General features: G+C 56.8%; 33 protein-coding genes and 1 pseudogene. 25 read left to right on the forward strand and 9 right to left on the reverse strand.

Annotated features, from left to right (window positions below; all coding sequences use genetic code 11):
- Positions 1-18: 18 nt before the first annotated feature.
- The 21 genes from rplE (at position 19) to rpsI (ending at position 11,377) form a co-directional block, all read left to right on the forward strand.
- On the forward strand, positions 19-585 hold the full coding sequence (rplE, locus tag N675_RS08010; protein WP_038038891.1) for a 50S ribosomal protein L5: 567 nt from the start codon (positions 19-21) through the stop codon (positions 583-585).
- A gap of 15 nt (positions 586-600) precedes the next feature.
- Entirely contained in the window at positions 601-786 is a 186-nt protein-coding gene (locus N675_RS08015) for a type Z 30S ribosomal protein S14 (RefSeq protein ID WP_038038892.1), read from the forward strand.
- A gap of 24 nt (positions 787-810) precedes the next feature.
- Entirely contained in the window at positions 811-1,209 is a 399-nt protein-coding gene (rpsH, locus tag N675_RS08020) for a 30S ribosomal protein S8 (protein ID WP_038038893.1), read from the forward strand.
- A 33-nt stretch (positions 1,210-1,242) separates the two neighbouring features.
- Entirely contained in the window at positions 1,243-1,788 is a 546-nt protein-coding gene (gene rplF, locus N675_RS08025; protein ID WP_038038894.1) for a 50S ribosomal protein L6, read from the forward strand.
- Between the two features lie 69 nt (positions 1,789-1,857).
- Positions 1,858-2,235 (forward strand): 50S ribosomal protein L18, encoded by a 378-nt coding sequence (gene rplR, locus N675_RS08030; RefSeq protein ID WP_038038895.1) that lies wholly within the window; start codon positions 1,858-1,860, stop codon positions 2,233-2,235.
- A 20-nt stretch (positions 2,236-2,255) separates the two neighbouring features.
- Positions 2,256-2,831, forward strand: coding sequence for a 30S ribosomal protein S5 (rpsE, locus tag N675_RS08035; protein ID WP_038038898.1), 576 nt, complete (start codon positions 2,256-2,258; stop codon positions 2,829-2,831).
- The gene (gene rpmD / locus N675_RS08040) at positions 2,818-3,063 is read left to right on the forward strand and encodes a 50S ribosomal protein L30 (protein ID WP_038038900.1); all 246 of its coding nucleotides are present in this window, start codon (positions 2,818-2,820) and stop codon (positions 3,061-3,063) included. Before rpsE ends, rpmD begins: the two co-directional genes overlap by 14 nt.
- Complete coding sequence (gene rplO / locus N675_RS08045) at positions 3,060-3,500, forward strand: 50S ribosomal protein L15 (RefSeq protein WP_038038904.1); 441 nt, start codon at positions 3,060-3,062, stop codon at positions 3,498-3,500. Before rpmD ends, rplO begins: the two co-directional genes overlap by 4 nt.
- Positions 3,500-4,798, forward strand: coding sequence for a preprotein translocase subunit SecY (gene secY / locus N675_RS08050; RefSeq protein ID WP_038038906.1), 1,299 nt, complete (start codon positions 3,500-3,502; stop codon positions 4,796-4,798). The genes rplO and secY overlap by 1 nt, the downstream gene beginning before the upstream one ends.
- Before the next feature lie 10 nt (positions 4,799-4,808).
- Positions 4,809-5,519, forward strand: a complete 711-nt coding sequence (locus N675_RS08055) for an adenylate kinase (RefSeq protein WP_038038907.1) — start codon at positions 4,809-4,811, stop codon at positions 5,517-5,519.
- On the forward strand, positions 5,491-6,246 hold the full coding sequence (map, locus tag N675_RS08060; RefSeq protein ID WP_038038909.1) for a type I methionyl aminopeptidase: 756 nt from the start codon (positions 5,491-5,493) through the stop codon (positions 6,244-6,246). The genes N675_RS08055 and map overlap by 29 nt, the downstream gene beginning before the upstream one ends.
- A 63-nt stretch (positions 6,247-6,309) precedes the next feature.
- The gene (gene infA, locus N675_RS08065) at positions 6,310-6,531 is read left to right on the forward strand and encodes a translation initiation factor IF-1 (RefSeq protein WP_038038910.1); all 222 of its coding nucleotides are present in this window, start codon (positions 6,310-6,312) and stop codon (positions 6,529-6,531) included.
- A gap of 23 nt (positions 6,532-6,554) precedes the next feature.
- Complete coding sequence (gene rpmJ, locus N675_RS14055) at positions 6,555-6,668, forward strand: 50S ribosomal protein L36 (protein ID WP_081886945.1); 114 nt, start codon at positions 6,555-6,557, stop codon at positions 6,666-6,668.
- A gap of 16 nt (positions 6,669-6,684) precedes the next feature.
- Positions 6,685-7,074 (forward strand): 30S ribosomal protein S13, encoded by a 390-nt coding sequence (gene rpsM, locus N675_RS08070; RefSeq protein WP_038038912.1) that lies wholly within the window; start codon positions 6,685-6,687, stop codon positions 7,072-7,074.
- 40 nt (positions 7,075-7,114) lie between these two features.
- On the forward strand, positions 7,115-7,531 hold the full coding sequence (gene rpsK / locus N675_RS08075; RefSeq protein ID WP_038038913.1) for a 30S ribosomal protein S11: 417 nt from the start codon (positions 7,115-7,117) through the stop codon (positions 7,529-7,531).
- Positions 7,532-7,577: 46 nt separating this feature from the next.
- Positions 7,578-8,213, forward strand: coding sequence for a 30S ribosomal protein S4 (gene rpsD, locus N675_RS08080; RefSeq protein ID WP_038038914.1), 636 nt, complete (start codon positions 7,578-7,580; stop codon positions 8,211-8,213).
- 60 nt (positions 8,214-8,273) lie between these two features.
- The gene (locus N675_RS08085; protein ID WP_051914477.1) at positions 8,274-9,272 is read left to right on the forward strand and encodes a DNA-directed RNA polymerase subunit alpha; all 999 of its coding nucleotides are present in this window, start codon (positions 8,274-8,276) and stop codon (positions 9,270-9,272) included.
- 3 nt (positions 9,273-9,275) lie between these two features.
- Complete coding sequence (gene rplQ / locus N675_RS08090) at positions 9,276-9,629, forward strand: 50S ribosomal protein L17 (RefSeq protein WP_038038915.1); 354 nt, start codon at positions 9,276-9,278, stop codon at positions 9,627-9,629.
- A 33-nt stretch (positions 9,630-9,662) separates the two neighbouring features.
- A complete protein-coding gene (gene truA / locus N675_RS08095; protein ID WP_038038916.1) occupies positions 9,663-10,535 on the forward strand; it encodes a tRNA pseudouridine(38-40) synthase TruA in 873 nt (290 codons plus the stop codon).
- Positions 10,486-10,935, forward strand: a complete 450-nt coding sequence (gene rplM, locus N675_RS08100) for a 50S ribosomal protein L13 (RefSeq protein ID WP_038038918.1) — start codon at positions 10,486-10,488, stop codon at positions 10,933-10,935. Before truA ends, rplM begins: the two co-directional genes overlap by 50 nt.
- A complete protein-coding gene (gene rpsI / locus N675_RS08105) occupies positions 10,928-11,377 on the forward strand; it encodes a 30S ribosomal protein S9 (RefSeq protein ID WP_081886946.1) in 450 nt (149 codons plus the stop codon). Before rplM ends, rpsI begins: the two co-directional genes overlap by 8 nt.
- Before the next feature lie 124 nt (positions 11,378-11,501).
- Here the strand turns inward: rpsI and N675_RS08110 are convergent, their stop codons facing one another.
- From N675_RS08110 to N675_RS08135, 8 genes and pseudogenes are all read right to left on the reverse strand, one after another.
- On the reverse strand, positions 11,502-12,377 hold the full coding sequence (locus tag N675_RS08110; protein WP_038038921.1) for a sugar phosphate isomerase/epimerase family protein: 876 nt from the start codon (positions 12,375-12,377) through the stop codon (positions 11,502-11,504).
- A 99-nt stretch (positions 12,378-12,476) separates the two neighbouring features.
- Positions 12,477-13,400 carry a P1 family peptidase gene (locus N675_RS08115; RefSeq protein WP_038038922.1) on the reverse strand — a complete coding sequence of 308 codons (924 nt, stop codon included), beginning with the start codon at positions 13,398-13,400 and terminating at the stop codon, positions 12,477-12,479.
- 11 nt (positions 13,401-13,411) lie between these two features.
- Complete coding sequence (locus N675_RS08120) at positions 13,412-14,191, reverse strand: MBL fold metallo-hydrolase (RefSeq protein ID WP_231577975.1); 780 nt, start codon at positions 14,189-14,191, stop codon at positions 13,412-13,414.
- Positions 14,188-14,829, reverse strand: a complete 642-nt coding sequence (locus N675_RS08125) for a histidine phosphatase family protein (protein WP_038038923.1) — start codon at positions 14,827-14,829, stop codon at positions 14,188-14,190. The genes N675_RS08120 and N675_RS08125 overlap by 4 nt, the downstream gene beginning before the upstream one ends.
- Positions 14,750-14,962, reverse strand: a complete 213-nt coding sequence (locus N675_RS14830; protein ID WP_422396427.1) for a hypothetical protein — start codon at positions 14,960-14,962, stop codon at positions 14,750-14,752. The genes N675_RS08125 and N675_RS14830 overlap by 80 nt, the downstream gene beginning before the upstream one ends.
- Positions 14,963-14,998: 36 nt before the next feature.
- Positions 14,999-15,319, reverse strand: a pseudogene (locus tag N675_RS14835) (endonuclease III domain-containing protein); the annotation flags it as partial.
- 18 nt (positions 15,320-15,337) lie between these two features.
- Entirely contained in the window at positions 15,338-15,538 is a 201-nt protein-coding gene (locus tag N675_RS13685; RefSeq protein WP_051914479.1) for a hypothetical protein, read from the reverse strand.
- Between the two features lie 101 nt (positions 15,539-15,639).
- The gene (locus N675_RS08135; RefSeq protein ID WP_038038924.1) at positions 15,640-16,068 is read right to left on the reverse strand and encodes an Hsp20/alpha crystallin family protein; all 429 of its coding nucleotides are present in this window, start codon (positions 16,066-16,068) and stop codon (positions 15,640-15,642) included.
- Positions 16,069-16,281: 213 nt separating this feature from the next.
- Here N675_RS08135 and N675_RS08140 point away from each other — a divergent pair, with 213 nt between their 5' ends.
- The 4 genes from N675_RS08140 to N675_RS08155 are packed head-to-tail and all read left to right on the forward strand — an operon-like array spanning position 16,282 to position 19,188.
- The gene (locus N675_RS08140) at positions 16,282-16,656 is read left to right on the forward strand and encodes a hypothetical protein (protein ID WP_038038925.1); all 375 of its coding nucleotides are present in this window, start codon (positions 16,282-16,284) and stop codon (positions 16,654-16,656) included.
- Positions 16,657-16,679: 23 nt separating this feature from the next.
- Positions 16,680-17,372, forward strand: coding sequence for an RNA polymerase sigma factor (locus N675_RS08145; protein WP_038038926.1), 693 nt, complete (start codon positions 16,680-16,682; stop codon positions 17,370-17,372).
- A gap of 20 nt (positions 17,373-17,392) precedes the next feature.
- Complete coding sequence (locus N675_RS08150; RefSeq protein WP_038038927.1) at positions 17,393-18,784, forward strand: nicotinate phosphoribosyltransferase; 1,392 nt, start codon at positions 17,393-17,395, stop codon at positions 18,782-18,784.
- Positions 18,781-19,188, forward strand: coding sequence for a TraR/DksA family transcriptional regulator (locus tag N675_RS08155; RefSeq protein ID WP_038038928.1), 408 nt, complete (start codon positions 18,781-18,783; stop codon positions 19,186-19,188). The genes N675_RS08150 and N675_RS08155 overlap by 4 nt, the downstream gene beginning before the upstream one ends.
- Position 19,189: 1 nt before the next feature.
- Here N675_RS08155 and N675_RS08160 read toward each other — a convergent pair whose 3' ends face one another.
- Positions 19,190-20,866, reverse strand: a complete 1,677-nt coding sequence (locus tag N675_RS08160) for an ABC1 kinase family protein (protein ID WP_038038929.1) — start codon at positions 20,864-20,866, stop codon at positions 19,190-19,192.
- Positions 20,867-20,924 lie beyond the last annotated feature (58 nt).

A 20,924-nucleotide genomic window follows, 5' to 3' on the forward strand; every position in this document is an offset into this window, starting at 1 on the left:
GAGATGGAGTAGAACGCAATGAGTGTAGAAGCCCAGGAGCGCGTCGAACCTCGCCTCAAGAAACGCTATCGTGAAGAAGTTGTTCCTCAGTTGATGCGCGAGTTCGGCTATCCACATATTTACGCCGTTCCGCGCCTGGAGAAAATCGTGCTCAACATCGGCTTGGGCGAGGCAGTATCGAATCCGAAAGCGATCGATGCTGCGATGAATGACCTGGCCGTCATTACTGGACAACGGCCAGTCGTGACGCGTGCCAAGAAGTCCATCGCAGCGTTCCGGGTGCGGAAAGGCATGCCAATCGGCGTAATGGTAACGCTACGCGGCAACCGGATGTGGTATTTTCTCGATCGACTCATCTCGATTGCGTTGCCGCGCATTCGTGATTTTCATGGTCTGTCGGCACGATCATTCGATGGGCGTGGGAATTACACGCTGGGGCTGCGCGAGCAGCTTGTCTTTCCAGAAGTTGACTACGATAAGATCGATAAAGTGCGCGGTCTTGAAGTAACCATTACAACGACAGCAAAAACTGACCGCGAGGGGCGGCGGTTGCTCGAGTTACTTGGTATGCCCTTCCGCGATTAGTCCAAGGGAGGATCGATGGCCAGGAAAGCCCTTATTGTCAAAATGCAAAAGCCGCAGAAGTACGCGGTGCGATATCGCAATCGCTGCAAGCTGTGCGGTCGCCCGCGTGCGTACATGCGGAAGTTTGGCCTCTGCCGCATTTGCTTCCGCCAGCTTGCGCTGCAGGGCAAGCTCCCCGGTGTGACGAAGGCAAGCTGGTAGCGTGTAGGCAAGGGAGGCGCGCAAATGACGATTACCGATCCAATTGGTGACATGCTCACACGGATTCGCAACGCCCAAATGGGCAAGAAGCAAGAGACGCGTCTACCGGCCTCGCGCATGCTCGTCGAGATCGCGCGGATCTTGAAAGAAGAGGGCTATATAGCTGACTATCACCTCGAGCCAACAACGCCCCGCGCGACACTGGTGATCCGGCTCAAATATCTGCCTGACAAGAAGCCGGCGATTCGTGAGCTGCGCCGTGTCTCGAAGCCTGGGTTGCGAATCTACGTGGGCAAGGAAGAGTTGCCACGAGTCAAAAGTGGCCTTGGCATTGCCATCCTCACGACGTCGCAGGGCGTCATGACGGATGTCGAAGCACGCCGGCGTGGCATCGGCGGCGAGCTGATTTGCACTGTCTTCTAAGGAAACTCGCTGGAAAGTGGAGGAGCGGCAGCGATGTCACGAATTGGCCGTCGTCCAATTCCGATTCCCGCCGGAGTCGATGTAGCGATCGAGCCAGGATATATCAGGGTCAAGGGGCCAAAGGGAGAGCTGGAGCTGCGCCACGACCCAGGGATTCAGGTGAGCCGACAGGACGGCACGCTGGTGGTGCAGCGTCCGTCTGAGGAGCGACGGTATAAGCAGCTCCATGGACTCTATCGCACGCTGATTGCGAATATGGTTCAGGGAGTAACTGAGGGATACCGCAAGGATCTCGAAATTCAAGGCGTTGGGTACCGTGCTGCGTTGGAGGGCAAGACGCTTGTCCTCCAAGTTGGCTATTCACACCCTGTACGTGTTGAACCACCGGCGGGGATCAGCTTCGTCGTTGAGTCGCCGACGCGTATTGGTGTTGTCGGCATTGATAAGCAACTTGTCGGTGAGATTGCCGCACAAATTCGCCGCATTCGTCCGCCTGAACCGTACAAGGGGAAGGGGATTCGTTACCTCGGCGAAGAAGTGCGGCGCAAGGCTGGTAAGACTGGTAAGGTCAAGAAGTAGCAGAATCGGGTGTGCCAGGGCGAAACGGTCGGCCGAGGATCGCGCTGGCGAGAACCCTAGGAGGACGATATGGCACGATTTCAATACAAGCGCCAGCTATCACCGCGAAAGCGGCGACATTTGCGGGTGCGAGCGAAAATCTTTGGGACGCCTGAGCGCCCGCGGTTGAATGTCTTTCGGAGTAATGAACATATCTATGCGCAAATTATTGACGATACAAAGGGGCACACGTTAGTTGCGGCCTCAACGCTTGAAAAAGCGGTCCAGGAACGCTTTCCTGCTGAGCACCCCAAGACCGTTGAGGCGCGGATTGTTGGACTGGTCGTTGGTGAGCGCGCTTTAGCGAAGGGAATTACGCGCGTCGTTTTCGATCGTGGCGGCTATAAGTACCACGGACGCGTGAAGGCCCTCGCTGAAGGTGCGCGTGAAGCTGGACTCATTTTCTAGAAACGAGGAGTGATAACGATATGGGCAAAGGAAGAACGAAAATCTGGCCGTTTGCCCAGCGGGTCAAACCCGACCAGGTTGGGGATCTCCGGGAGCGTGTGATTCAGATCAACCGGGTCGCGAAGGTCGTGCAGGGAGGACGGCGCTTCCACTTCTCGAGCGTCGTCGTTGTCGGTGATGGCGAAGGTCATGTTGGGGTAGGGATCGGAAAAGCGACAGAAGTGCCCGACTCCATCCGTAAGGCCGTTGAAAATGCCAAGAAGCGTCTTATCCGTGTGCCGCTCGACCGACGAACAATCCCTCACGAAATCGAGGTCAAGTTTGGGGCGACGCGAGTACTTATGCGCCCAGCTGCTCCTGGTACGGGTGTTATTGCCGGTGCTGGTGTGCGAGCTGTCGCCGAAGCGGCAGGTATTCGCGACCTCATTGCCAAATCACATGGCAGCAACAATCCGGTTAACGTCACCCAGGCCGCTCTGTTGGCTCTGAGTATGCTTGAGTCGCCTGAGCAGGTCGCCGCTCGACGGGGTATCCCAGTAGAGCGGCTCCGACCACGTAAGCGTGTCCAAGAGGAGTCGGGGGATGGCTGCGCCTAAGCTGCTCCGCATTACGTATATCAAAAGCATGATTGGCTATCCAAAGGATCAGCGCGCAACGTTATATGCGCTTGGGTTGCGCCGACTGCATCAGAGTGTGCTGAGGCCCGATACCCCAGCTGTTCGTGGGATGATTGCAAAGGTTCAGCATCTGGTGCGTGTCGAGCCAGTGGAGGACGATCGGACGGCAAGCGGTGTCCTGTCGGCTGATCGTCAGGAGGTGGCGTCATGAAGTTGCATGATTTGCGGCCCGCTCCGGGTGCTCACCGACCGAAAGTGCGAGTTGGCCGCGGAATTGCTGCTGGCAAAGGGAAGACTGCGGGCCGTGGCACGAAAGGGCAAAAGGCACGAAACAAAGTTCGGCCCGGGTTTGAAGGTGGCCAGAACCCGCTCTACATGCGGCTTGGGCGGAAGCGTGGCTTTCGGAACCCGTTTAAGCTGGTCTACGAAGTGGTCAACGTCGGAGTGCTGAACGCGCTTGAAGTCGATGGGCCGATCACCCCAGAAGTGCTCTTTGCGCATCGCCTAATTCGCGGGCTTGAGTATCCTGTCAAAATTCTTGGCGATGGTGACGTAACTCGACCGTTGCATGTTCGCGCCCATGCGTTCTCAGAAAGTGCGCGAGAGAAAATTGCCGCCGCTGGCGGAACGGTGGAGGTTATCGCCTAATGCTCCAAAACGTCCTCAATGCCTTTAAACTGCCCGATCTCCGACGCCGGATCTTTATGACGATCGGCTTGCTTATTGTCTTCCGCTTTATTGCAACCATTCCGGTGCCTGGTGTCGATCGGGCAGCGCTGAATCGTCTTCTTGAGACGAACCAGTTGCTCGGCGTGCTTAATCTCTTTTCAGGGAGCACGCTCACGCATTTTTCAATTGTCGCGATGGGAGTGTATCCCTACATCACGGCCTCAATCATCATGCAACTCCTGACGCCCGTCATTCCAAGCCTTGCCGAGCTTTCCAAAGAGGGCAACTATGGCCGGATGAAGATTAATCAGTACACGCACTGGCTTACGGTTCCGATTGCCTTGCTGCAAGGCTATGGGCAGGCAGTTCTTATGGCGCGGGCAAATGTGCTCCGCGACTTTGGGCTTTTCAACAGCTCGACCGCTCTGCGGAGCATTGCTCTGCTGCTTATGATGACCGCTGGAACCATTTTCCTCGTCTGGCTCGGTGAGCTGATCACTGAGTTTGGTATTGGCAATGGCATCTCTATCATCATTTTTGGTGGGATCGTTGCTCGCTTGCCGGCTGCAGTAGCCCGACTGGTTACGGGTGGGACACTGACACAAAACCTCATTGGTACCGTTGCCTTTGCCGCGATCGGTATTCTCACCATTGTTGGGATCGTGTTGCTCACGGAAGGACAACGCCGCATTCCGGTGCAGTATGCGCGCCGTGTCCGGCACGGCCGTGTCTATGGTGGAGGAACTACGTATATTCCGCTGAAAGTTAATTCTGCTGGCATGATTCCGTTGATTTTCGCAATTAGCATCCTGCTCTTGCCAGGCTTAATTGCGAATTTCTTTGCGACATCCGAACGTCCATGGCTGCGCGACCTTGCCGGTGGTATTGCAGCAGCGTTCAATCCAAATGGGTTGCTTTACCAGATCGCATACTTCATTCTCGTTATTGCCTTCACCTACTTCTACACGATGGTGCTCTTCCAGCAGCAGAATATTGCCGAAACGCTGCAGCGCCAGGGGGCCTTTATCCCGGGTATCCGCCCAGGGCGCATGACCGATGAATATCTGACGCGGGTATTGATGCGTATTACGCTTCTTGGCGCTATCGGATTGGGCATTGTGGCAGTGTTGCCCTATCTGATTGCCAAGATCACGGGGGTGACGATCCTTTACCTGAGCGCCACATCGCTGTTAATTGTGGTTGGAGTGGCGATCGACACTATGCGGCAACTTGAAGCGCAGCTGCTCATGCGCAATTATCAGGGCTTCATCCAGTAGGCGGTGCAAGATGGCAGAGCGGCGGCACGTCCTGATCATTGGCCCACAAGGCTCCGGGAAAGGGACGCAGGCGGCGCGTGTCGCTCCGGCACTGGGTTTAGTGCATGTCGCAATGGGCGATCTCTTTCGCTCCCTGATGCAGCACGATACCCCACTCGCTCGTGAGGTTCGCTCGTACTACGATCGCGGGGCCCTCGTTCCGGATGAACTCACGCTACGCGTACTCTTGGCTCATCTTGATGAGCTCGCTGAGCGCGATGGTGCCTACCAGGGAACGCTGCTGGATGGTTTCCCGCGTACTCGTGCCCAAGCTGAGGCGCTCGATCGCGTGTTAGCTGAGCGGCACGAGCAGATTGCGGCGGTTGTGGAGCTGGCTGTTCCACGAACCGTGCTCATTGAACGATTGAGTGGCCGTTTGATCTGCCCTCAATGTGGGGCGGTATATCATCGCGTTTTCGCGCCACCGCAGGTGCCTGGCCGTTGCGACCGCTGTGGGGGCGAGTTGATCCAGCGTTCTGATGATACGCCAGAGGCGATCGCACGGCGCTTGGATCTTTACGAGGAGCAGACTGCCCCTCTGCTTGAGTACTATCGCCAGCGTGGCCTGCTGCTGACGGTAAACGGCGATCAGCCGATTGAGCAAGTCACGCATGAACTTATTGCTGCGCTTCGTCCACGGCTTGAGGATTCGCATGGCAATCACGCTGAAATCACATCGTGAAATCGCACTCATGCACCAAGCCGGCCGCATTCTGGCTTCGATCTTGGCCGAGCTTTCTACGGCAGCTCGACCAGGGATGACAACCCGTGAACTTGATCACCTAGCCTGTCGCTGGATTCAGGAAGCGGGTGCTGAGCCAGTGTTTCTTGGCTATCGCGGCTATCCAGCTTGCCTCTGCACGTCTGTCAACGACGAAGTCCTTCACGGCATTCCAGGATCGCGTCGATTAGAAGCAGGAGACCTACTCTCACTTGATCTCGGCTTGCGCTTTCACGGTTTAGTCGTCGATGCGGCTGTAACGGTGATTGTTGGAGATTCCGTCCATCCTGAAGCTGCCCGCTTGATTACCGCAACGGAAGAGGCATTTTGGGCTGGCTGTGCCGCAGCACAGCCAGGCAACCGGGTTGGCGATATCGGGGCAGCAATTGAGGATGTTGCACGTCGGTATGGCTATGCGGTTATTGCTGACTATGGTGGGCATGGGGTGGGGCTTGGGCTGCATGAGGAACCTTCGGTCCCGAATACAGGCCCGGCTGGGCGTGGCCCATTATTGCGGGCGGGGATGACACTCGCAATTGAGCCGATGTTGACGAATGGGTCAGGTGAAACAGTTGTGCGTCCTGATGGATGGACTGTGGTCACAAAAGATGGTGGCCTTGCGACTCACTATGAGCACACGGTGCTGGTGAGCGAGACGGGACCGATCGTATTGACAATGGCGGAATGATGCGCTATGTTATACTTTCGCTTTGTGGCGCGTGCGCACGTGTGCGCATGAGTGGGGTGGTGTGTGCCGAAGAAGGATGTCATTGAAGTTGAGGGCACCGTGACAGAAGCGCTGCCGAACGCGATGTTCCGCGTGCAGCTCGACACGGGGCATGAGGTGTTAGCTCACGTCTCCGGGAAATTGCGCGTTAACTTCATCCGAATTCTCCCTGGAGATCGTGTCCGGGTTGAACTGTCACCGTATGATCTGACACGCGGGCGCATTACGTATCGGCTGCGCGGCTGACGGTTGGGTCAGGAGGGAATGCGATGAAGGTGGCTTCATCAGTGAAGCGTCGCTGCGATAAGTGCCGGATTATTCGCCGCCACGGCGTTGTCCGTGTGATCTGCACTAACCCGAAGCACAAGCAGCGCCAGGGCTAGTAGGGGGTGTGTGACAATGGCCCGCATTGCTGGCGTTGATCTCCCGCGCGATGAACGGGTTGAAATTGCCTTAACGCGCATTTACGGCATTGGTCTCTCAACGTCGAAAAAGCTGCTGGCGCGCACGGGGATTGATCCAAACACCCGCGTTCGCGACTTGACTGATGACGAGGTACAACGACTACGCGACATTATCGAAAAGGAAATGGTCGTTGAAGGAGACCTCCGCCGAGAGGTCGCGATGAACATCAAGCGCTTAATCGATATTGGTTGCTATCGCGGGCTGCGCCATCGTCGCGGTCTTCCGGTGCGTGGTCAGCGCACGCGGACGAATGCGCGAACGCGGAAAGGGCCACGGCCGCGAATTGGTGCGGCAAAAAAGGCCAAGCGCCAGCAGGCGGCGTAGTGCGGGCAGGATATGCTGAGACGAGGCAAGGGGGCAAGGCATGGCTGACCGGCGGCGAGGAGCCCAGCGAGGGCGGACGACAACCCGTCTCCGCCGGCGTGAACGGAAGAATATCCCGCGTGGGCGTGCCTATATCCAGGCGACCTTCAACAACACGATCGTGACGATGACTGATCCCAATGGAAACGTCATCGCCTGGGCCAGTGCGGGGTCGTCGGGCTTTAAGGGCTCGCGGAAGAGCACGCCGTACGCCGCACAGGTGGCAGCGGAAAATGCTGCACGAAAGGCAATGGAGCACGGCATGCGTCAGGTCGATGTCTTTGTGAAAGGACCGGGCGCAGGCCGAGAGATGGCGATTCGCGCACTGCAAGCCGCGGGCCTGCAAGTGCTCTCAATTACGGACATTACGCCGGTGCCGCATAACGGGTGCCGGCCACCGAAGCGTCGCCGTACGTAAGACATACCTAACCGGTTGTGTTGCCCGGATGGGCAAAGGAGGATGAATGGGACGATATATTGGCCCAGTCTGCCGACTGTGCCGTCGTGAAGGCATCAAGCTCTACTTAAAGGGCGAGCGTTGCTTTGGGCCCAAATGCCCGATCACGAAGCGACGAGGCGCTCCAGGGCAGCATGGCCAGCAGCGCACTCGCCGACCTTCGGAGTATGCGCTTCAGCTTCGCGAGAAGCAGAAGCTGAAGAGGATTTACGGAATTCTTGAGCGCCAGTTCCGTCGTCACTTCGACGAGGCGGAACGGCGGCCTGGTCTTACCGGCGATAATCTCTTGCAGATTCTCGAGACACGGCTGGACAACGTTGTCTACCGTCTCGGCTTTGCTGACTCACGGCGCCAGGCGCGCCAGCTTGTCCGGCATGGCCACTTCCTCGTCAACGGGCGTAAGACCGATATTCCGTCCTACCTGGTGCGCCCGGGTGACATCATTGCGGTGCGGCCACAGAGTCGCGAACGGGAATATTTCCAAATTGTCGCGGAGACTGCGGCATCGAAACCGGTGCCGAGCTGGCTCGTACGCGACTTGGAGACGTTGAGCGGTCGTGTCGTGAGCTTGCCAACTCGCGACCAGATTGACTTGCCACCCATTAATACTCAGCTGGTCGTTGAGTGGTACAGCCGTCGGTAGTGTGCAGGTCGAACTCTGGCATTGCGTCACGAACACATCCTGCGGGAGGGCTGAATAGCCGTGTTAGAATTTGCCCGACCTCGCGTAACGCAAACGCATGGAGCGCCTGGATATGGGCGGTTTGTCATTGAACCACTCGATCCAGGCTATGGAACGACCTTGGGCAATGCTTTGCGCCGAATTCTGCTGCGCTCGTTGCCGGGCGCAGCGATCAGCCGTATTCGTATCACCGGCGTTTGGCATGAGTTCTCGGCAGTCGAGGGTGTCCGTGAGGACGTTACGGAGATTGTCCTGAACCTCAAGGGCGTCCGACTGCGCGTCGTCACACCGTTTGAGAACGAAGTGCGTGCAACGCTCTTTGCTCAAGGCGAAGGGGTTGTACGCGCTGGAGACATTGAGTGGCCGAGCGAAGTCGAAGTAGTCAACCCAGATCACTATATCGCCACGCTCGATAACGAAGATTCGCGACTTGAGATGGATTTGTGGATTCGGCGTGGGCGTGGATATTTGCCTGCCGAAGCGCAGCAGATTCGCACGATCGGTGAGATTCCGATTGATGCGATTTTTACGCCAATTCAAAAGGTGAACTTTGTCGTTGAACATACGCGTGTTGGACAGTTCACAGATTACGATCGGCTGATTATTGAAATCATCACTGATGGAACAATTGATCCCGCTGATGCGCTTTCGCAAGCTGCCCGAATTCTCGTCGACCACGCGCGGATTATCGCGGAGTATGAGCCAGAGCTTGCGGGCGAGGCTGCATCAACTGGTATCAGTGGCGCAGGTGATCGCCCGCTGTCCGATTTGGGCCTTTCTCAGCGTGTCCTGAACGCGCTGCGTTCTCGCCAGTTTGAACGTGTCTCGCAGCTTTTGGCTGCCAAGCCGGATCAACTTCTGGCGATTCGCAACTTTGGACCACGGGCGTTGCAAGAGGTTCGTGACCGTTTGCGCGCGCTTGGCTACACCGAGGGTCCTCTCTTTGCTGAACCCTCAGGGGGCTTCGGTGAGGATGAGGAGAGTAATCTGCACGATTTGATCGAACAGGAAGGGACGTAAGGGATGCGCCATCGCAAGGCTGGGCGGAAATTCCATCGTACGACCAACCAGCGGAAGGCGCTGTTCCGTAACCTTGCCATTTCGCTCATTTTGCATGAGCGGATTCGCACAACTGAGGCGAAGGCGAAGAGCCTTCGACCGTATGTTGAGCGCCTGGTAACTATCGCCCGGGAGGATACCGAGCACCATCGCCGGTTGGTTCGCGCACGCATTCCTGATGAGCGTGCGGTGGCAAAGCTCTTCGAAGTGATTGCGCCGCGATTCCAGGGACAGCCTGGCGGCTATACTCGGATTTATAAGCTGGGCACGCGGCGTGGAGATGGTGCGCCAATGGCGCTCATCGAGTTCGTTGCCTAGCGTTGTGTGGGATAGCCCAGTGCAGCAGGCAGCATGGAATACTGGCACTGCCGCATCGACTTGGGGTATGACGGGACAGCCTTTGCTGGGTCACAACGCCAGCCTGGACGGCGGACCGTTCAGGGAGAACTGGAGGCCGTGCTCAGTCGGCTTACCGGAGAGCCGGTCCGCGTGGCACTTGCCGGTCGAACTGATCGCGGCGTCCATGCATGTGGGCAAGTCGCATCGGCGGCAGTGCGCTGGCGACATGAACCGGCAGCGCTGGGACGTGCGCTCAATGCCTGCCTCCCTGAAGACATTCGTGTCTTCGGGGTTCGGCCAGTGCCGTCGGATTTCCATGCCCGGAAAAGTGCCTGCTACCGTGAGTATCGCTATCGGCTTTGGGTCGGCGCGCGCCCGCCTGTCCTTCTCCAGCGGTATCTCTGGTGGGTGCCGGACGAGCTCAGTGACCGCGCATTGGAAGCGGCGACAGCGTACCTTCCGGGCGAACGCGACTTGCGGGCGTTCACAGGCAAGGGCATGGGAATACCTGGACATCCGAATCGGACCGTTCGCCAGATTTACGTTGCACAGTGGCGAACACTCTCAACCTGGGAGCGAGCTCATGGAGCCAGGGTGCTGGAGTTTCGCATTGCCGCCAACGGGTTTCTTCCACACGTGGTGCGAACGATCGTTGGCGCGTTGGTTTGTGTCGGTTTGGGCCAGCAGCCACCGGAGTGGTTCGCGTGGCTCTTGGCCCAAGCTGACCGCCGGCTTGCGCCGCCGCCTGCGCCGCCGCAGGGGCTGGTACTCTGGCGCGTTGGCTATCCTGATGAACCAGGGATCACGTTGCTGATGCAAGGGCAGGAGATCGAGGATGAAGACCTACATACCGAGAACCTATATGGCGAAACCTGGCGAAGTTGAGCGTAAATGGTATGTCGTCGATGCAGAGGGAAAGACGCTTGGTCGGCTAGCGGCCCAGATCGCTCACATTTTGCGCGGCAAGCATAAGCCAACCTATACCCCGCATATCGATGTTGGGGACTTTGTTATTGTCATTAATGCGGAAAAGGTGCGGGTGACCGGCACCAAAGCGGTCGATAAAGTGTATTATCGTCACTCTGGTTATCCTGGGGGGCTGAAGGCAACAACGTTCCGTGATTTGATTGCCAAGCATCCGACTTGGCCGATTGAACTTGCTGTGCGGCGCATGTTGCCAAAAGGGCCACTCGGCCGCCGACAGTTTAAGAAACTCAAGGTTTATGCCGGGCCGAACCATCCGCATGCAGCGCAAAAGCCTGAGGTGCTGCAGATCGATGCCTAGTGAAGGAGGAGCCGTGGTCGAGACGCGTGTCGCGCCGCAGCCGACAGCGAAAGAGCGTTACTTCTATGGACTTGGGCGACGAAAGACTGCAGTTGCTCGTGTTCGTCTCTACCCTGGTACGGGTCGTGTCTTCGTAAACGGTAAGAATGCCGATGAGTATTTCGGTGGCCGTGATCTCTATCGTGTGATGATTACGGAGCCACTACGCCTGGTGAATTTGCTCGATCGATTCGATATCCGCGTCCGCGCCGTTGGTGGAGGTCTCTCTGGGCAAGCTGGGGCGATTCGTCTTGGCGTTGCTCGGGCATTGGTGGCCTATAACCCTGAATTGCGTCCAGTATTAAAGCGGGCTGGTTTCCTCACGCGTGATCCACGCGTCAAGGAACGCAAGAAGCCAGGACTCAAGCGAGCCCGCAAGGCGCCGCAGTATACAAAGCGCTAAGCACCTACCCGGTGCACAACCGTGCATGTTACGCCGCCATGCATCCGCTCTATTGGGCATGGCGGCGTTGTATGCTCTTTATCATAAAAACAGTTGTTATGTTCGAGCAGGCATTCAGCGAATGCTACCGTGTATCGCTTTGTCCAGATTGTCGGTCGCGTTGATGGGACTGGTGCGTAGATGGCGGGGAGGTAAGGGAGGGAGCGATCCCACTGCGGCAGAATGCAATCGCTTGAGCAAGAGCTTCGTGAATGCGAGTGCGACGAGGGAAGCCGAATGCAAGTGGGCTTAGCTCAAGCGAAAGCGTTCCTTGATACCTATGGTTCCGAAGTGTTTGAAGTAGTTCATAGAGGGGAAGCCTGCCTTTGCCAGGTAACTGATGGTGATAGATGAGCGAGTCAATCAGAATTGAGCCGGAGTGCCCTGGCCGTAAATCACTCAAATGGACATGGGCTAGGCGAGGCAGGAACAATTCTGCAGTTTGGACAAGATCCCACTGTGCACTGCCAGCATGGGCAGTATCCAGCGTGTAGCGCAAATCCCATTCTTCGACAAGGCGCATAAGTCGCTCGCGGGCAAGTGGCCGGTTTTCTGGTGTGACAGGAAGATTCTCAGCTGCCAGTTGAATGCCATGACCTTCGAGAATAAAGCGCGCCTGGTCTAAAGCCTGATACCACCGTTGCGCAAGGCTGCTGCGCAAATCATCAGGAGGATGGAGTACTAACACCTTGACATTGGGCAGCATGGTGCTGAAGCGCGCTGATGCGACGAGGTCTTCGGCAAGTGCATTCCCCCGCGGCCAAAGGCGGAGCGCTGCATGAACCGCGATAATCGGCAGAGAGAAACGCGTTTCCAGTTCACGAACCATTGTCGCTGGTCGACGAAGAAGACGCGGCGTAAGCATGAGTTCAACACCATCTGCTTGTGCCGCACGGATGAGAGCAAAGCATGATGGGAGGGGAAGCCACCCAAGCGAGCCGGTCGAGACGAGCACACGCATTGGTCTTCACCTTTTTGCTGCGCCGAACGCGGATAAGGCGTCCTGCGGTCTCTCTGCCTTGCTATCAGTGTAGCACTCGCAGCGGGGGAGTGAACATAGCTAGTGGTGTTTGACACTCGCAAGGATTGCCATCTCCATGGCACATTCAGCTGCGACGGCTGCGCGGATCCGCGTAAACGGCTCGGGTGAGCCCTCCTGTGCAGCGAGGACGAAGACTGTGTCCCCATCAACAACGGTATGGGCAGGCCAAATCGTGCGGGCTACTCCATCATGCGCGGCGATAGCCATGCGTGTCAGGAGATCCGTGTCTGCCGGAATCGTTGTTGCGATAACGGCGATGGTTGTCTGTTCCAGAGGCTGAACTCTTGGGGGCTGGCGCAACAGCGCCCATCGCAGGTCAATGGGGTTACCATCTTGGTCTCGTGGGGCGGCAACAAATTGTCCGGTAGCAGGATCAACGATCATTCCGGCGGCATTCACCGCGACGAGTACGGCAATACTGCCCTCAGGAAGATCAATGCGTGCAACACCGAGTCCAGATGGCTGGGCCATTGCTGGATCGAGCAGCTTGGCGACTGTTGCGCCGGCCCCGGCTCCGAGACGACCTGACTGCCACCCGTCTGGCCTTGCTGCCTGAGCAGCTGCGTAGCCAGCAGTGGCATCAGGCCAGAGAGGATTCCCTGGAACGAGGTCGTAGAGCACTGCAGCAGCGACAATTGGCACAGGAAGAGCAGTTGTTGGGAACCCGCGGCCCTGCTCACGGAGCCATTGCATGACGCCTTCTGCTGCTGCGAGACCAAAGGCGCTTCCGCCGGTAAGGAGCACAGCGTTCACTCGTTGGACGAGCGCTCCTCGCTGCAGCAGATCCGTCTCGCGTGTTCCGGGTGCCCCGCCACGAACATCGACAACGGCAAGTGCTAACCCGTCTTCAGCGATCACGACACTGCATCCAGTTTGGCCACTCGGGTGTGTCCAATGGCCAACGCGAAATCCCGGAAGTGCAAACGGTTCTTGTGCTTCCATGGTGTGCTCTCTCATGCGCTGAAGGTAAGCTGCAAACCCGGCTGAGCAAGAATCACTGGTTGCCCGAATGCTGCAGCCGCATCACGAGCGAGATACTCAGTCCCGAGGTTGGTCCAATAGTGCGTGAGAATGAGTGTCGGCGTGCCAATCGCCCGAGCGAGGTGCCCTGCTTGCTGTGCTGTGAGATGCCCCTGGAGCGAGGTATCAGGAGGTTGTTCACGGAGCGTGCCCTCACAGATCAAGGCATGCACGCCAGCGAAGAAGTCGACAAGTGATGGTATTGGGCCCGTATCAGCGCTATAGCCAATGTGCCACTGTCCATCGGTAATGCGGATTGCCCAACACGGAACCCAGTGTTGCGTTGGGGTGAAAATCAAGGTGAGATCGCCGCACTGGAGTGTCTCCGTTGGGTTGTATTCCATAAGCGAGAAGACTTCTGAGAAGAAGCCTTCTGCCTCTTCTGCATCAACTGCAAGGGCCGTTGCCATCCTATGCAGTAAGGCTTTACCACCTGGTGGAAGCCAGAGCGGGAGGTGGCGGCGAGTTAGCCCAGGCATATATTTCAGCCCGTAGCGAAGAGGGATGAGATCCAGGATATGGTCAGCGTGGAGATGAGAGATGACAATTGCAGTAAGCGCGTCGAGCGGACGGTGAAGCTGGAGCGCTGCGAGAGTATCAGGCCCACAGTCAAGGAGCAACGCTGTCTTTTCACTTTCAATGAGATATGCAGAGCATCCCTGCCCAGGATTTGGGCATGCTGCTGCCCCGCCGAGCACTGTCAGTCGGATCATATCTGGACCTCCAGTGTGTCTAAATGGTGGGTATCGCCAGCAATAAGAAGGCGAGCTGGCCCATGCTCAGGAACAACGAGTTCAGTAATGCTCGCATTTGGCAGAGGATTCCGTGACCAGCGCACGGGATCATCACCAATCAGAAGGGCAATGGCTGCGCCGATCACGCCTCCATGAGAGACAATCACGATGCGCTGCCCCCTGTGTGCAGCGAGAATCTCGCGTATGGTACGATCGACGCGCTCGTAGAATTCACGGGCTGATTCACCTTCAGGAAAGCGTAGGTCAAGATCATTCGCTCCACTCATCACGCGAGCGAAAATTGCGGGAAACCGTTCTCGTACTTCTTCAAGCGTTAATCCCTCAGCGAGGCCGAAGTTAAACTCTGTTAATCCTTCATGAAGTTGCACTGGAAGGTTCAGCCGTTGGGCAATAGGCTCAGCGGTTTCTCGAGCTCGTCGGAGAGGGCTACTGTAGAGTGCATGAAGGGGACGGAGTTCAGCTAAGCGTTCCGCGGCTCGTTCGGCCTGGGCATGACCGAGTGGAGTAAGGGGAGTATCATTGCGTCCGTTGAGTAACCCTTGGTTGTTGCTTGGTGTTTGACCGTGACGGACGAGAAACACGGTCGTCTCTAGCATGCTGAGTTTCCTTTCCATCAGAGCTTTGTTGACCCATGCGTACCAAGCCAGTCGAACAGTAATCGAGAATGGGACAGGTTGGACACCGTGGATTGCGCGCGTGACAACATTGGCGTCCATGGCGAATGAGCAGTACGTGAAACGCCGCTCGGTATTCTGGAGGAACGAGTGCAGCAAGGAGTTGATGGGCTCGCTCACTTGTACATCGTGGAGGAAGTAGCCCCAACCGCTGCGCGACACGATAGACATGGGTATCGACAGGTAAGGCTGGACGCCCGAGGCCAAAAAGCAACACGCACGCAGCCGTCTTCGGCCCGACGCCTGGTAGTGTCTCAAGCCAAGCTTGTGCCTCAGCGAGCGGGGCTGTGGCGAGCCAGGCGAGTCGCTCTTGTCCTTCCTGCAACATCGTACAGATGACGGCGCGAATGATTGGTGCTTTGTGGCGGCTGAGTCCGGCTGAACGAATGGCTTCAGCAATTTCAGCAATGTGCGCACGGCAGACCTCTTCTCAGGTTGGGAAGCGTTGCCGCAACTTCTGGTAGGCGAGAGCGGCGTTGTGATCGCTCGTATGTTGCGAGAGAATCGTCTCAACGAGTTCCCCAAGGATGTCATTGGTCGGTTCTATGATCACAGGGCCGTAGCGTTCCTGGAGACGCGCAAGGAGTACATCAAGATGGGGCAGTATCGGTGGAGGAGCCTGTGCAACCAAGGTTTCGTCCCACCCTTTCGCTATGACCCAGTATAAAAAACACGCGCCTGCTAGCGCAGTATCTCACTAGCAAGCGCGCGTTTTGCTCTGTGCCTGAATTGTTAACGAACGTGAACAGGAATCCGCCGCTGGGTTCGCGGCTCAGCCTTAGGCAGGCGAATCTCCAGGACTCCATGCTCTAGCGTGGCTTGGGCTTCCTCTTCACGTACAGGGGCTGGCAAAGTGACCGATCGATAGACAGTTCCAATGCGGCGCTCGCGAATGTGCCAGGTGCCGCGTGTTTCCTCGTGTTCTTCGCGAATCTCCCCACGGATCGTGAGTACGCCCTGATTCACTTCGACGCTGAGGTCTTCGGGGCGAATGCCCGGAACTGAGGCACGAACGATGACTGCGTCATCAGTTTCCTGAACATCAACCGGAACTGAGCTCTCGCCTTCGCGACCAGTTCTGCCAAGTTCCGTGAGCACACGGTCAAGCCGTTCTCGTAGTGCTTCAAGATCCCGCCATGGTGACCAACTTGTCAAACTCATTGTTTCCCTCCCTATGCTATCAACGACGTTCATCTATGATTATGACGTAAGCATACGCAAAAATGCTCCCGGCTCGATGGCGTGGCGGCGCAGTAGCGGCCGCACAACCTGATATTCTTGCCAGGAGAATCATGGTCTGCTGTGGCATGTTATCCTCAGGCTATTATGGGAACGCGGACGACGGTGCTTGTCCTGAGAAAGGGAGTGGGAGCGATGCGGGTACGCTATCATGACCTCGGTGTTGATCGCGAGAAGGTTGAGCACCTTCTCGAGCGGGAATTACGCGTCATTGAGCGTCAATTAGAAGACATTGATGATGACTTGAAGGCGCTCGATGTAACGATCGAGCACTTTCAGCGTAGTGATACTTACGAAGCGCGCTTACGGTTGAGCGTTCCCGATCGCGAGCTGGCAGCGCGTGGCGAAGGCGTGAATCCGCTGCATGCACTTCGCGATGCGTTTGCCGAACTGCGCGAGGAACTCGAGCGCTATCTCGCTAAGATGCGCGGCGAGGACTTTAAGCGACGTGCTCGACAACATCCAAGTCTTGCCAAGCCAGTCCTCCCTCCGGAGGAGCCGGAATCATAATTGTTGGTCAAGGAGTTGAGGCAATGACTGCTGAACAACCGCAGCAGGCAGGCTACGAAGCAGGTTCGTGGCAGCGTGTCACGGCAAATCTGCGCGCATTCAGTCAAGCCATTGAGGACTCGCCGCGTAAGCGGATAGCACAACAACTCCTCAGTCACCTTCGGCCGCTCCAGCGGTTTGTACGACGAGAGTTACGCCGCTGGACTGAAGTTCGGGGGCTTGCGCCAGAAGCAATTCCAGAGGAGGAAGTGCTCGATACAGTTATCCTGCGAGCACTTGACCGAGCGGCCGAGGCACCCGAGCGTGGATTCTGGCGTTGGCTTCGTGGGTTGGTGCGCCGTGAAATTCGCCGTCGCATTGATGATGAGCTGCGGCGCTTACAGCATGAGCGTTCACTTGAGGAACCAGTAGGGTATCTCGGTGAAGAATGGCCGGACCAGATCGTTCGGCTGCTTGATATTCTTGCTGATCCGACTGCTGCCCTGCCCGAAGATGTCGTCGTTGATGAAGAGACGCGGCGGATTTTGGAGCAGGCGCTCGATCGCTTGCCGGAACGATGGCGTGAAGTCTTTTTATTGCGGACAGTTGATGGGTGGGACGTTCATGATATTGCGCAATCAGAAGGGATAAGCGAAGAAGAGGTTGAACGCATTGTTCAGGCTAGTCGCATCTTTCTTGCCGATGTGCTTCGTGAAGTACAACCTGAACTTGCCTGAGGAGAAGGGGAAGTTGTCGCATGAGCCCCACACCGCTCGAACTAACGCTTTCGACCGACCTCTATGAGTTGACGATGGCCGCAAGTTACGTGGCCCTTGGTTTACACGACCAGGCCGTCTTCAGTTTGTCAGTGCGAAGCTTACCCTCCAATCGCCCTTTTCTCGTTGTCGCCGGCATCCAGGAAGCGATTGAGCGTGTTGCAACGCTTACCTTTCCTCCTGAAGCGATTGCCTATCTTCAGACACTCCCGAATTTGCCGAGCGATTTCGTTCGACAACTTGAGCATTTCCGCTTCACCGGAGACATTTGGGCTGTCACAGAAGGCACCGTAGTTTTCCCCAACGAGCCTATTCTTGAGGTTCATGCTCCAATTGAGCAGGCGCAGCTTCTAGAAACACTTCTTCTCAACGCTATTCATTATCCAAGCCTTGTGGCAACGAAGGCCGCGCGATGTCGTCTGGTTGCGCCCAATAAGACGTTGATTGATTTTGGATTGCGGCGGACGCCAAGCATTGATGCTGGCCTCGCTGCGGCGCGTGCTGCCTATCTCGCCGGCTTCGCTGGGACGAGTAATGTGCTCGCTGGGCAACGTTATGGCATCCCTGTTTCTGGCACGGTTGCCCATTCGTTCATCGAGGCATTTCCTTCTGAGCTTGAAGCGTTCCGAGCCTTCGCTCAAACGTATCCGGGCAATCCCATTTTGTTAATTGATACCTACGACACCGTGCGTGGTGCTCAGCATGCCATCCTCGTTGCCCAGGAACTCCGAGCGCAAGGACGTCGGCTGGCTGCGGTTCGCCTCGATAGCGGTGATCTGCTTGCATTAAGCCGTCAGGTGCGGCGCATGCTCGATGAAGCGGGATTCCCTGATGTCCAAATCTTTGCAAGCGGTGGGCTTGATGAGTATGAGATCGCTGCGTTACTCAGCGCAGGTGCACCGATCGATGGATTCGGGGTTGGTTCTCGGCTTGGGACGAGCGCCGATGCGCCATTAGTCGATATGGCGTACAAGCTCGTTGAGTATGCGGGCCATCCAACCTTGAAGTTGAGCACTGGGAAGCAGTCGCTTGTTGGGCCGAAACAGGTCTGGCGGCAGATCGGTCCGGATGGACGCTATCAGCGAGATCGCGTTACCTTGCGTGAGGAACGGGCTCCTGGCCCCGATTGGCAACCGCTCTTGCACTGCGTAATGCGCGGTGGGGAGCCGATGCCATTTCCATCTCTCGATGAGCTCCGTACAGCCCATGCGACAGAAATGGCACGATTGCCAGATTCACTGCGCTCGCTCGATGCCTCCACGTCGCACTATCCCGTTGAATACAGCCCGTTACTCCAGGAGCGGCAGGCAGCGGCGATTGCGCACATACGTGCCCGAGAAGGTTTAGAAGTCGATGGAGGCCAAGCAGAATGACTCACGATACGAACGAGAACCAGCAGTGGCTTGCGCGACAGCGAGAGCGACTTCTGGAGCGACGCGCTCAACTGCTCCATCAGGTACGAGAACAGCACGAGGTGGCAGCTGACCAGGCAGAAAGCCAAGCAGATGAAGGAGCAGCGCTCTCCACGCATCCAGCGGATGCCGCAAGTGATCTTGCCGAGGCAGAAATTAGTGTTACCGTCGGGTTGACTTTGCAGGAAGAGTTGCACGAGATCGATATGGCCCTCGAGCGCCTCGACAACGGTTCCTATGGTATCTGCATTGACTGTGGCAAACCGATTTCCCGAGAACGACTTGAGGCAATCCCATGGGCGTTGCGCTGCATTGCTTGTCAAGAGCAGTGGGAAGCGCGGCGCGAGGTTCACGGAGCACGCTGAGTTAGCGACGATGCCGCCGTTCATGCGTTAAAGCAAGCGCTGCGATGAGCAAGAAAAGGCCAAGCGTAATCAGGATCCAGGTTAATGCCTGGGAAAGCCAAGCTGGTCGGGTAGCGGCGACGAGAAGGCCAAATGCAACCGTTCCAGCAGTAATGAGGAGTGCGACGATCAGTCGATTTATCATGATCCGTAGATCATGGACAAGCCTGGGGTATTCTGCAATATGCATGGTTACTTCAAGATCTGCATGCTCGAATTGCCACAGGAGGCGATCGAGACGGCGTGGGAAGTCGCGCATGAGGCGGATTGTGTCATTGACCATCGTCCCAATGCGAGGTAACCAATATTCTGGCCGATACCGTTCAACGAGGAGCTGTCGCACAATGGGCTCAGCGACTGGCAACGGAGTAAAGGACGGATCGATGTGACGTGCGACGGCCTCATGGGTAGCAATTGTCTTGAGCAGAAGGGCAAGCTCGCTCGGTAGCACGAGATGGTGCCGACGCATGATTGTGAACGCATCGGCGATAATGTGTTGAATCTGGTAGCTTCCGATTGGGAGTCCTGCATAGCGATCAAGCAAATAGGCAAGATCGCGCCGAAGTGCTCCACGATCAACCGAATGGTGCAGAATGCCTAAACGCTGGAGCGCATCGATCACCAGGTCAAGATCACCGCGTACTGCTCCTACTAATCCATCAAGAAGCGTATCGCGCATCTCCGGTGTAAGGTGACCGACCAATCCAAAGTCATAGGCGACAATTCGGCCGTCTTTCAAAACCGCGAAGTTGCCTGGATGCGGGTCCGCATGGAAAAAGCCGTGCTGCAAAATCGCAGTTAAGACAATGCGGGCAGCACGTTGTGCAAGTGCATGACGATCGATTCCTGCTGTGTCCAACGCAGCAATGTCATCGATTGGAATACCATGGATCCGCTCAAGCGTAAGCACTTGCTCGGTGGTGTAATCCCAGTAAACAGTTGGAACGACAAGATCGGGTGAATGACGAAAGAAATTGCCAAAGGTTTCGGTGTTTTTCCCCTCATGGCGATAATCGAGCTCCATCCGAATTGCGCGCGCAAATTCTTCTGCCAATGCCGGAAGATCATATGCGGCAGCAAGCGGGGCATACCGTTGGGCAATGCGGGCAAGTGTCGTAAGGAGCTTGAGGTCTTCTTCGATCTGCTCGCGAATACCAGGCTTTTGCACTTTCACTGCAACGGGTAATTGGCTGGGAAGTCGGGCGGCATGGACTTGCCCAAGTGAGGCGGATGCTAGTGGAGTAGGATCAAAATGAGCGAAAAGTTGTGTGAGCGGTCGCCCAAGTGAAAGCTCGATGGTAGCCACTATCTGGTCGGTTGGGATTGGTGGGAGTCGGTCACGAAGGAGCGCGAGTTCCGTAATATAAGGCGTGGGCAGCAGATCTTCTCGAGTCGAGAGGAGCTGGCCAAGTTTAATGAACGTTGGCCCTAGCTCCTCAAGCGCTTGGCGCAGATGCTTTGCTGTTGTCGGTACGTCGAGTGGACGCTGTCGTGTCGTACTGCGGCGGCCAAGCAGTGGGCTCAAGCCGAGTTGCTCAGCAAGCAAGCCAAGACCGTGGTGCGAGATGACTGCCGCAATCTGGCGCAAGCGCCGTCGCATCCGCGGATCAGTTGGGAAAAGCAGTTGACGAACTGACATGGCACTCCTCTTCTCCTGGGAACCCAGGAGTTCGCGGGAAAGTATAATGATTGGGTGC

The sequence above is a fragment of the Thermorudis peleae genome, assembly GCF_000744775.1.
Taxonomy (GTDB): Bacteria; Chloroflexota; Chloroflexia; order Thermomicrobiales; family Thermomicrobiaceae; genus Thermorudis; species Thermorudis peleae.

What these genes read in the sequence shown, in the direction of transcription:
- N675_RS08150 (WP_038038927.1), top strand. Translation starts at nt 17,393, where the DNA reads ATGAGCCCCACACCGCTCGAACTAACGCTTTCGACCGACCTCTATGAG.
- rpsE (WP_038038898.1), top strand. Translation starts at nt 2,256, where the DNA reads ATGGGCAAAGGAAGAACGAAAATCTGGCCGTTTGCCCAGCGGGTCAAA.
- map (WP_038038909.1), top strand. Translation starts at nt 5,491, where the DNA reads ATGGCAATCACGCTGAAATCACATCGTGAAATCGCACTCATGCACCAA.
- rplM (WP_038038918.1), top strand. Translation starts at nt 10,486, where the DNA reads ATGAAGACCTACATACCGAGAACCTATATGGCGAAACCTGGCGAAGTT.
- N675_RS08015 (WP_038038892.1), top strand. Translation starts at nt 601, where the DNA reads ATGGCCAGGAAAGCCCTTATTGTCAAAATGCAAAAGCCGCAGAAGTAC.
- rplR (WP_038038895.1), top strand. Translation starts at nt 1,858, where the DNA reads ATGGCACGATTTCAATACAAGCGCCAGCTATCACCGCGAAAGCGGCGA.
- N675_RS08115 (WP_038038922.1), bottom strand. Translation starts at nt 13,400, where the DNA reads ATGGAAGCACAAGAACCGTTTGCACTTCCGGGATTTCGCGTTGGCCAT.
- rpsD (WP_038038914.1), top strand. Translation starts at nt 7,578, where the DNA reads ATGGGACGATATATTGGCCCAGTCTGCCGACTGTGCCGTCGTGAAGGC.
- N675_RS08140 (WP_038038925.1), top strand. Translation starts at nt 16,282, where the DNA reads ATGCGGGTACGCTATCATGACCTCGGTGTTGATCGCGAGAAGGTTGAG.
- N675_RS08055 (WP_038038907.1), top strand. Translation starts at nt 4,809, where the DNA reads ATGGCAGAGCGGCGGCACGTCCTGATCATTGGCCCACAAGGCTCCGGG.
- rplE (WP_038038891.1), top strand. Translation starts at nt 19, where the DNA reads ATGAGTGTAGAAGCCCAGGAGCGCGTCGAACCTCGCCTCAAGAAACGC.
- rpmD (WP_038038900.1), top strand. Translation starts at nt 2,818, where the DNA reads ATGGCTGCGCCTAAGCTGCTCCGCATTACGTATATCAAAAGCATGATT.
- N675_RS08135 (WP_038038924.1), bottom strand. Translation starts at nt 16,068, where the DNA reads ATGAGTTTGACAAGTTGGTCACCATGGCGGGATCTTGAAGCACTACGA.
- N675_RS08155 (WP_038038928.1), top strand. Translation starts at nt 18,781, where the DNA reads ATGACTCACGATACGAACGAGAACCAGCAGTGGCTTGCGCGACAGCGA.
- rpsK (WP_038038913.1), top strand. Translation starts at nt 7,115, where the DNA reads ATGGCTGACCGGCGGCGAGGAGCCCAGCGAGGGCGGACGACAACCCGT.
- rpmJ (WP_081886945.1), top strand. Translation starts at nt 6,555, where the DNA reads ATGAAGGTGGCTTCATCAGTGAAGCGTCGCTGCGATAAGTGCCGGATT.
- rplF (WP_038038894.1), top strand. Translation starts at nt 1,243, where the DNA reads ATGTCACGAATTGGCCGTCGTCCAATTCCGATTCCCGCCGGAGTCGAT.
- N675_RS08120 (WP_231577975.1), bottom strand. Translation starts at nt 14,191, where the DNA reads ATGATCCGACTGACAGTGCTCGGCGGGGCAGCAGCATGCCCAAATCCT.
- rpsH (WP_038038893.1), top strand. Translation starts at nt 811, where the DNA reads ATGACGATTACCGATCCAATTGGTGACATGCTCACACGGATTCGCAAC.
- N675_RS08125 (WP_038038923.1), bottom strand. Translation starts at nt 14,829, where the DNA reads ATGCTAGAGACGACCGTGTTTCTCGTCCGTCACGGTCAAACACCAAGC.
- rplQ (WP_038038915.1), top strand. Translation starts at nt 9,276, where the DNA reads ATGCGCCATCGCAAGGCTGGGCGGAAATTCCATCGTACGACCAACCAG.
- N675_RS08145 (WP_038038926.1), top strand. Translation starts at nt 16,680, where the DNA reads ATGACTGCTGAACAACCGCAGCAGGCAGGCTACGAAGCAGGTTCGTGG.
- rplO (WP_038038904.1), top strand. Translation starts at nt 3,060, where the DNA reads ATGAAGTTGCATGATTTGCGGCCCGCTCCGGGTGCTCACCGACCGAAA.
- truA (WP_038038916.1), top strand. Translation starts at nt 9,663, where the DNA reads ATGGAATACTGGCACTGCCGCATCGACTTGGGGTATGACGGGACAGCC.
- N675_RS08110 (WP_038038921.1), bottom strand. Translation starts at nt 12,377, where the DNA reads ATGCGTGTGCTCGTCTCGACCGGCTCGCTTGGGTGGCTTCCCCTCCCA.
- rpsI (WP_081886946.1), top strand. Translation starts at nt 10,928, where the DNA reads ATGCCTAGTGAAGGAGGAGCCGTGGTCGAGACGCGTGTCGCGCCGCAG.
- N675_RS08160 (WP_038038929.1), bottom strand. Translation starts at nt 20,866, where the DNA reads ATGTCAGTTCGTCAACTGCTTTTCCCAACTGATCCGCGGATGCGACGG.
- secY (WP_038038906.1), top strand. Translation starts at nt 3,500, where the DNA reads ATGCTCCAAAACGTCCTCAATGCCTTTAAACTGCCCGATCTCCGACGC.
- rpsM (WP_038038912.1), top strand. Translation starts at nt 6,685, where the DNA reads ATGGCCCGCATTGCTGGCGTTGATCTCCCGCGCGATGAACGGGTTGAA.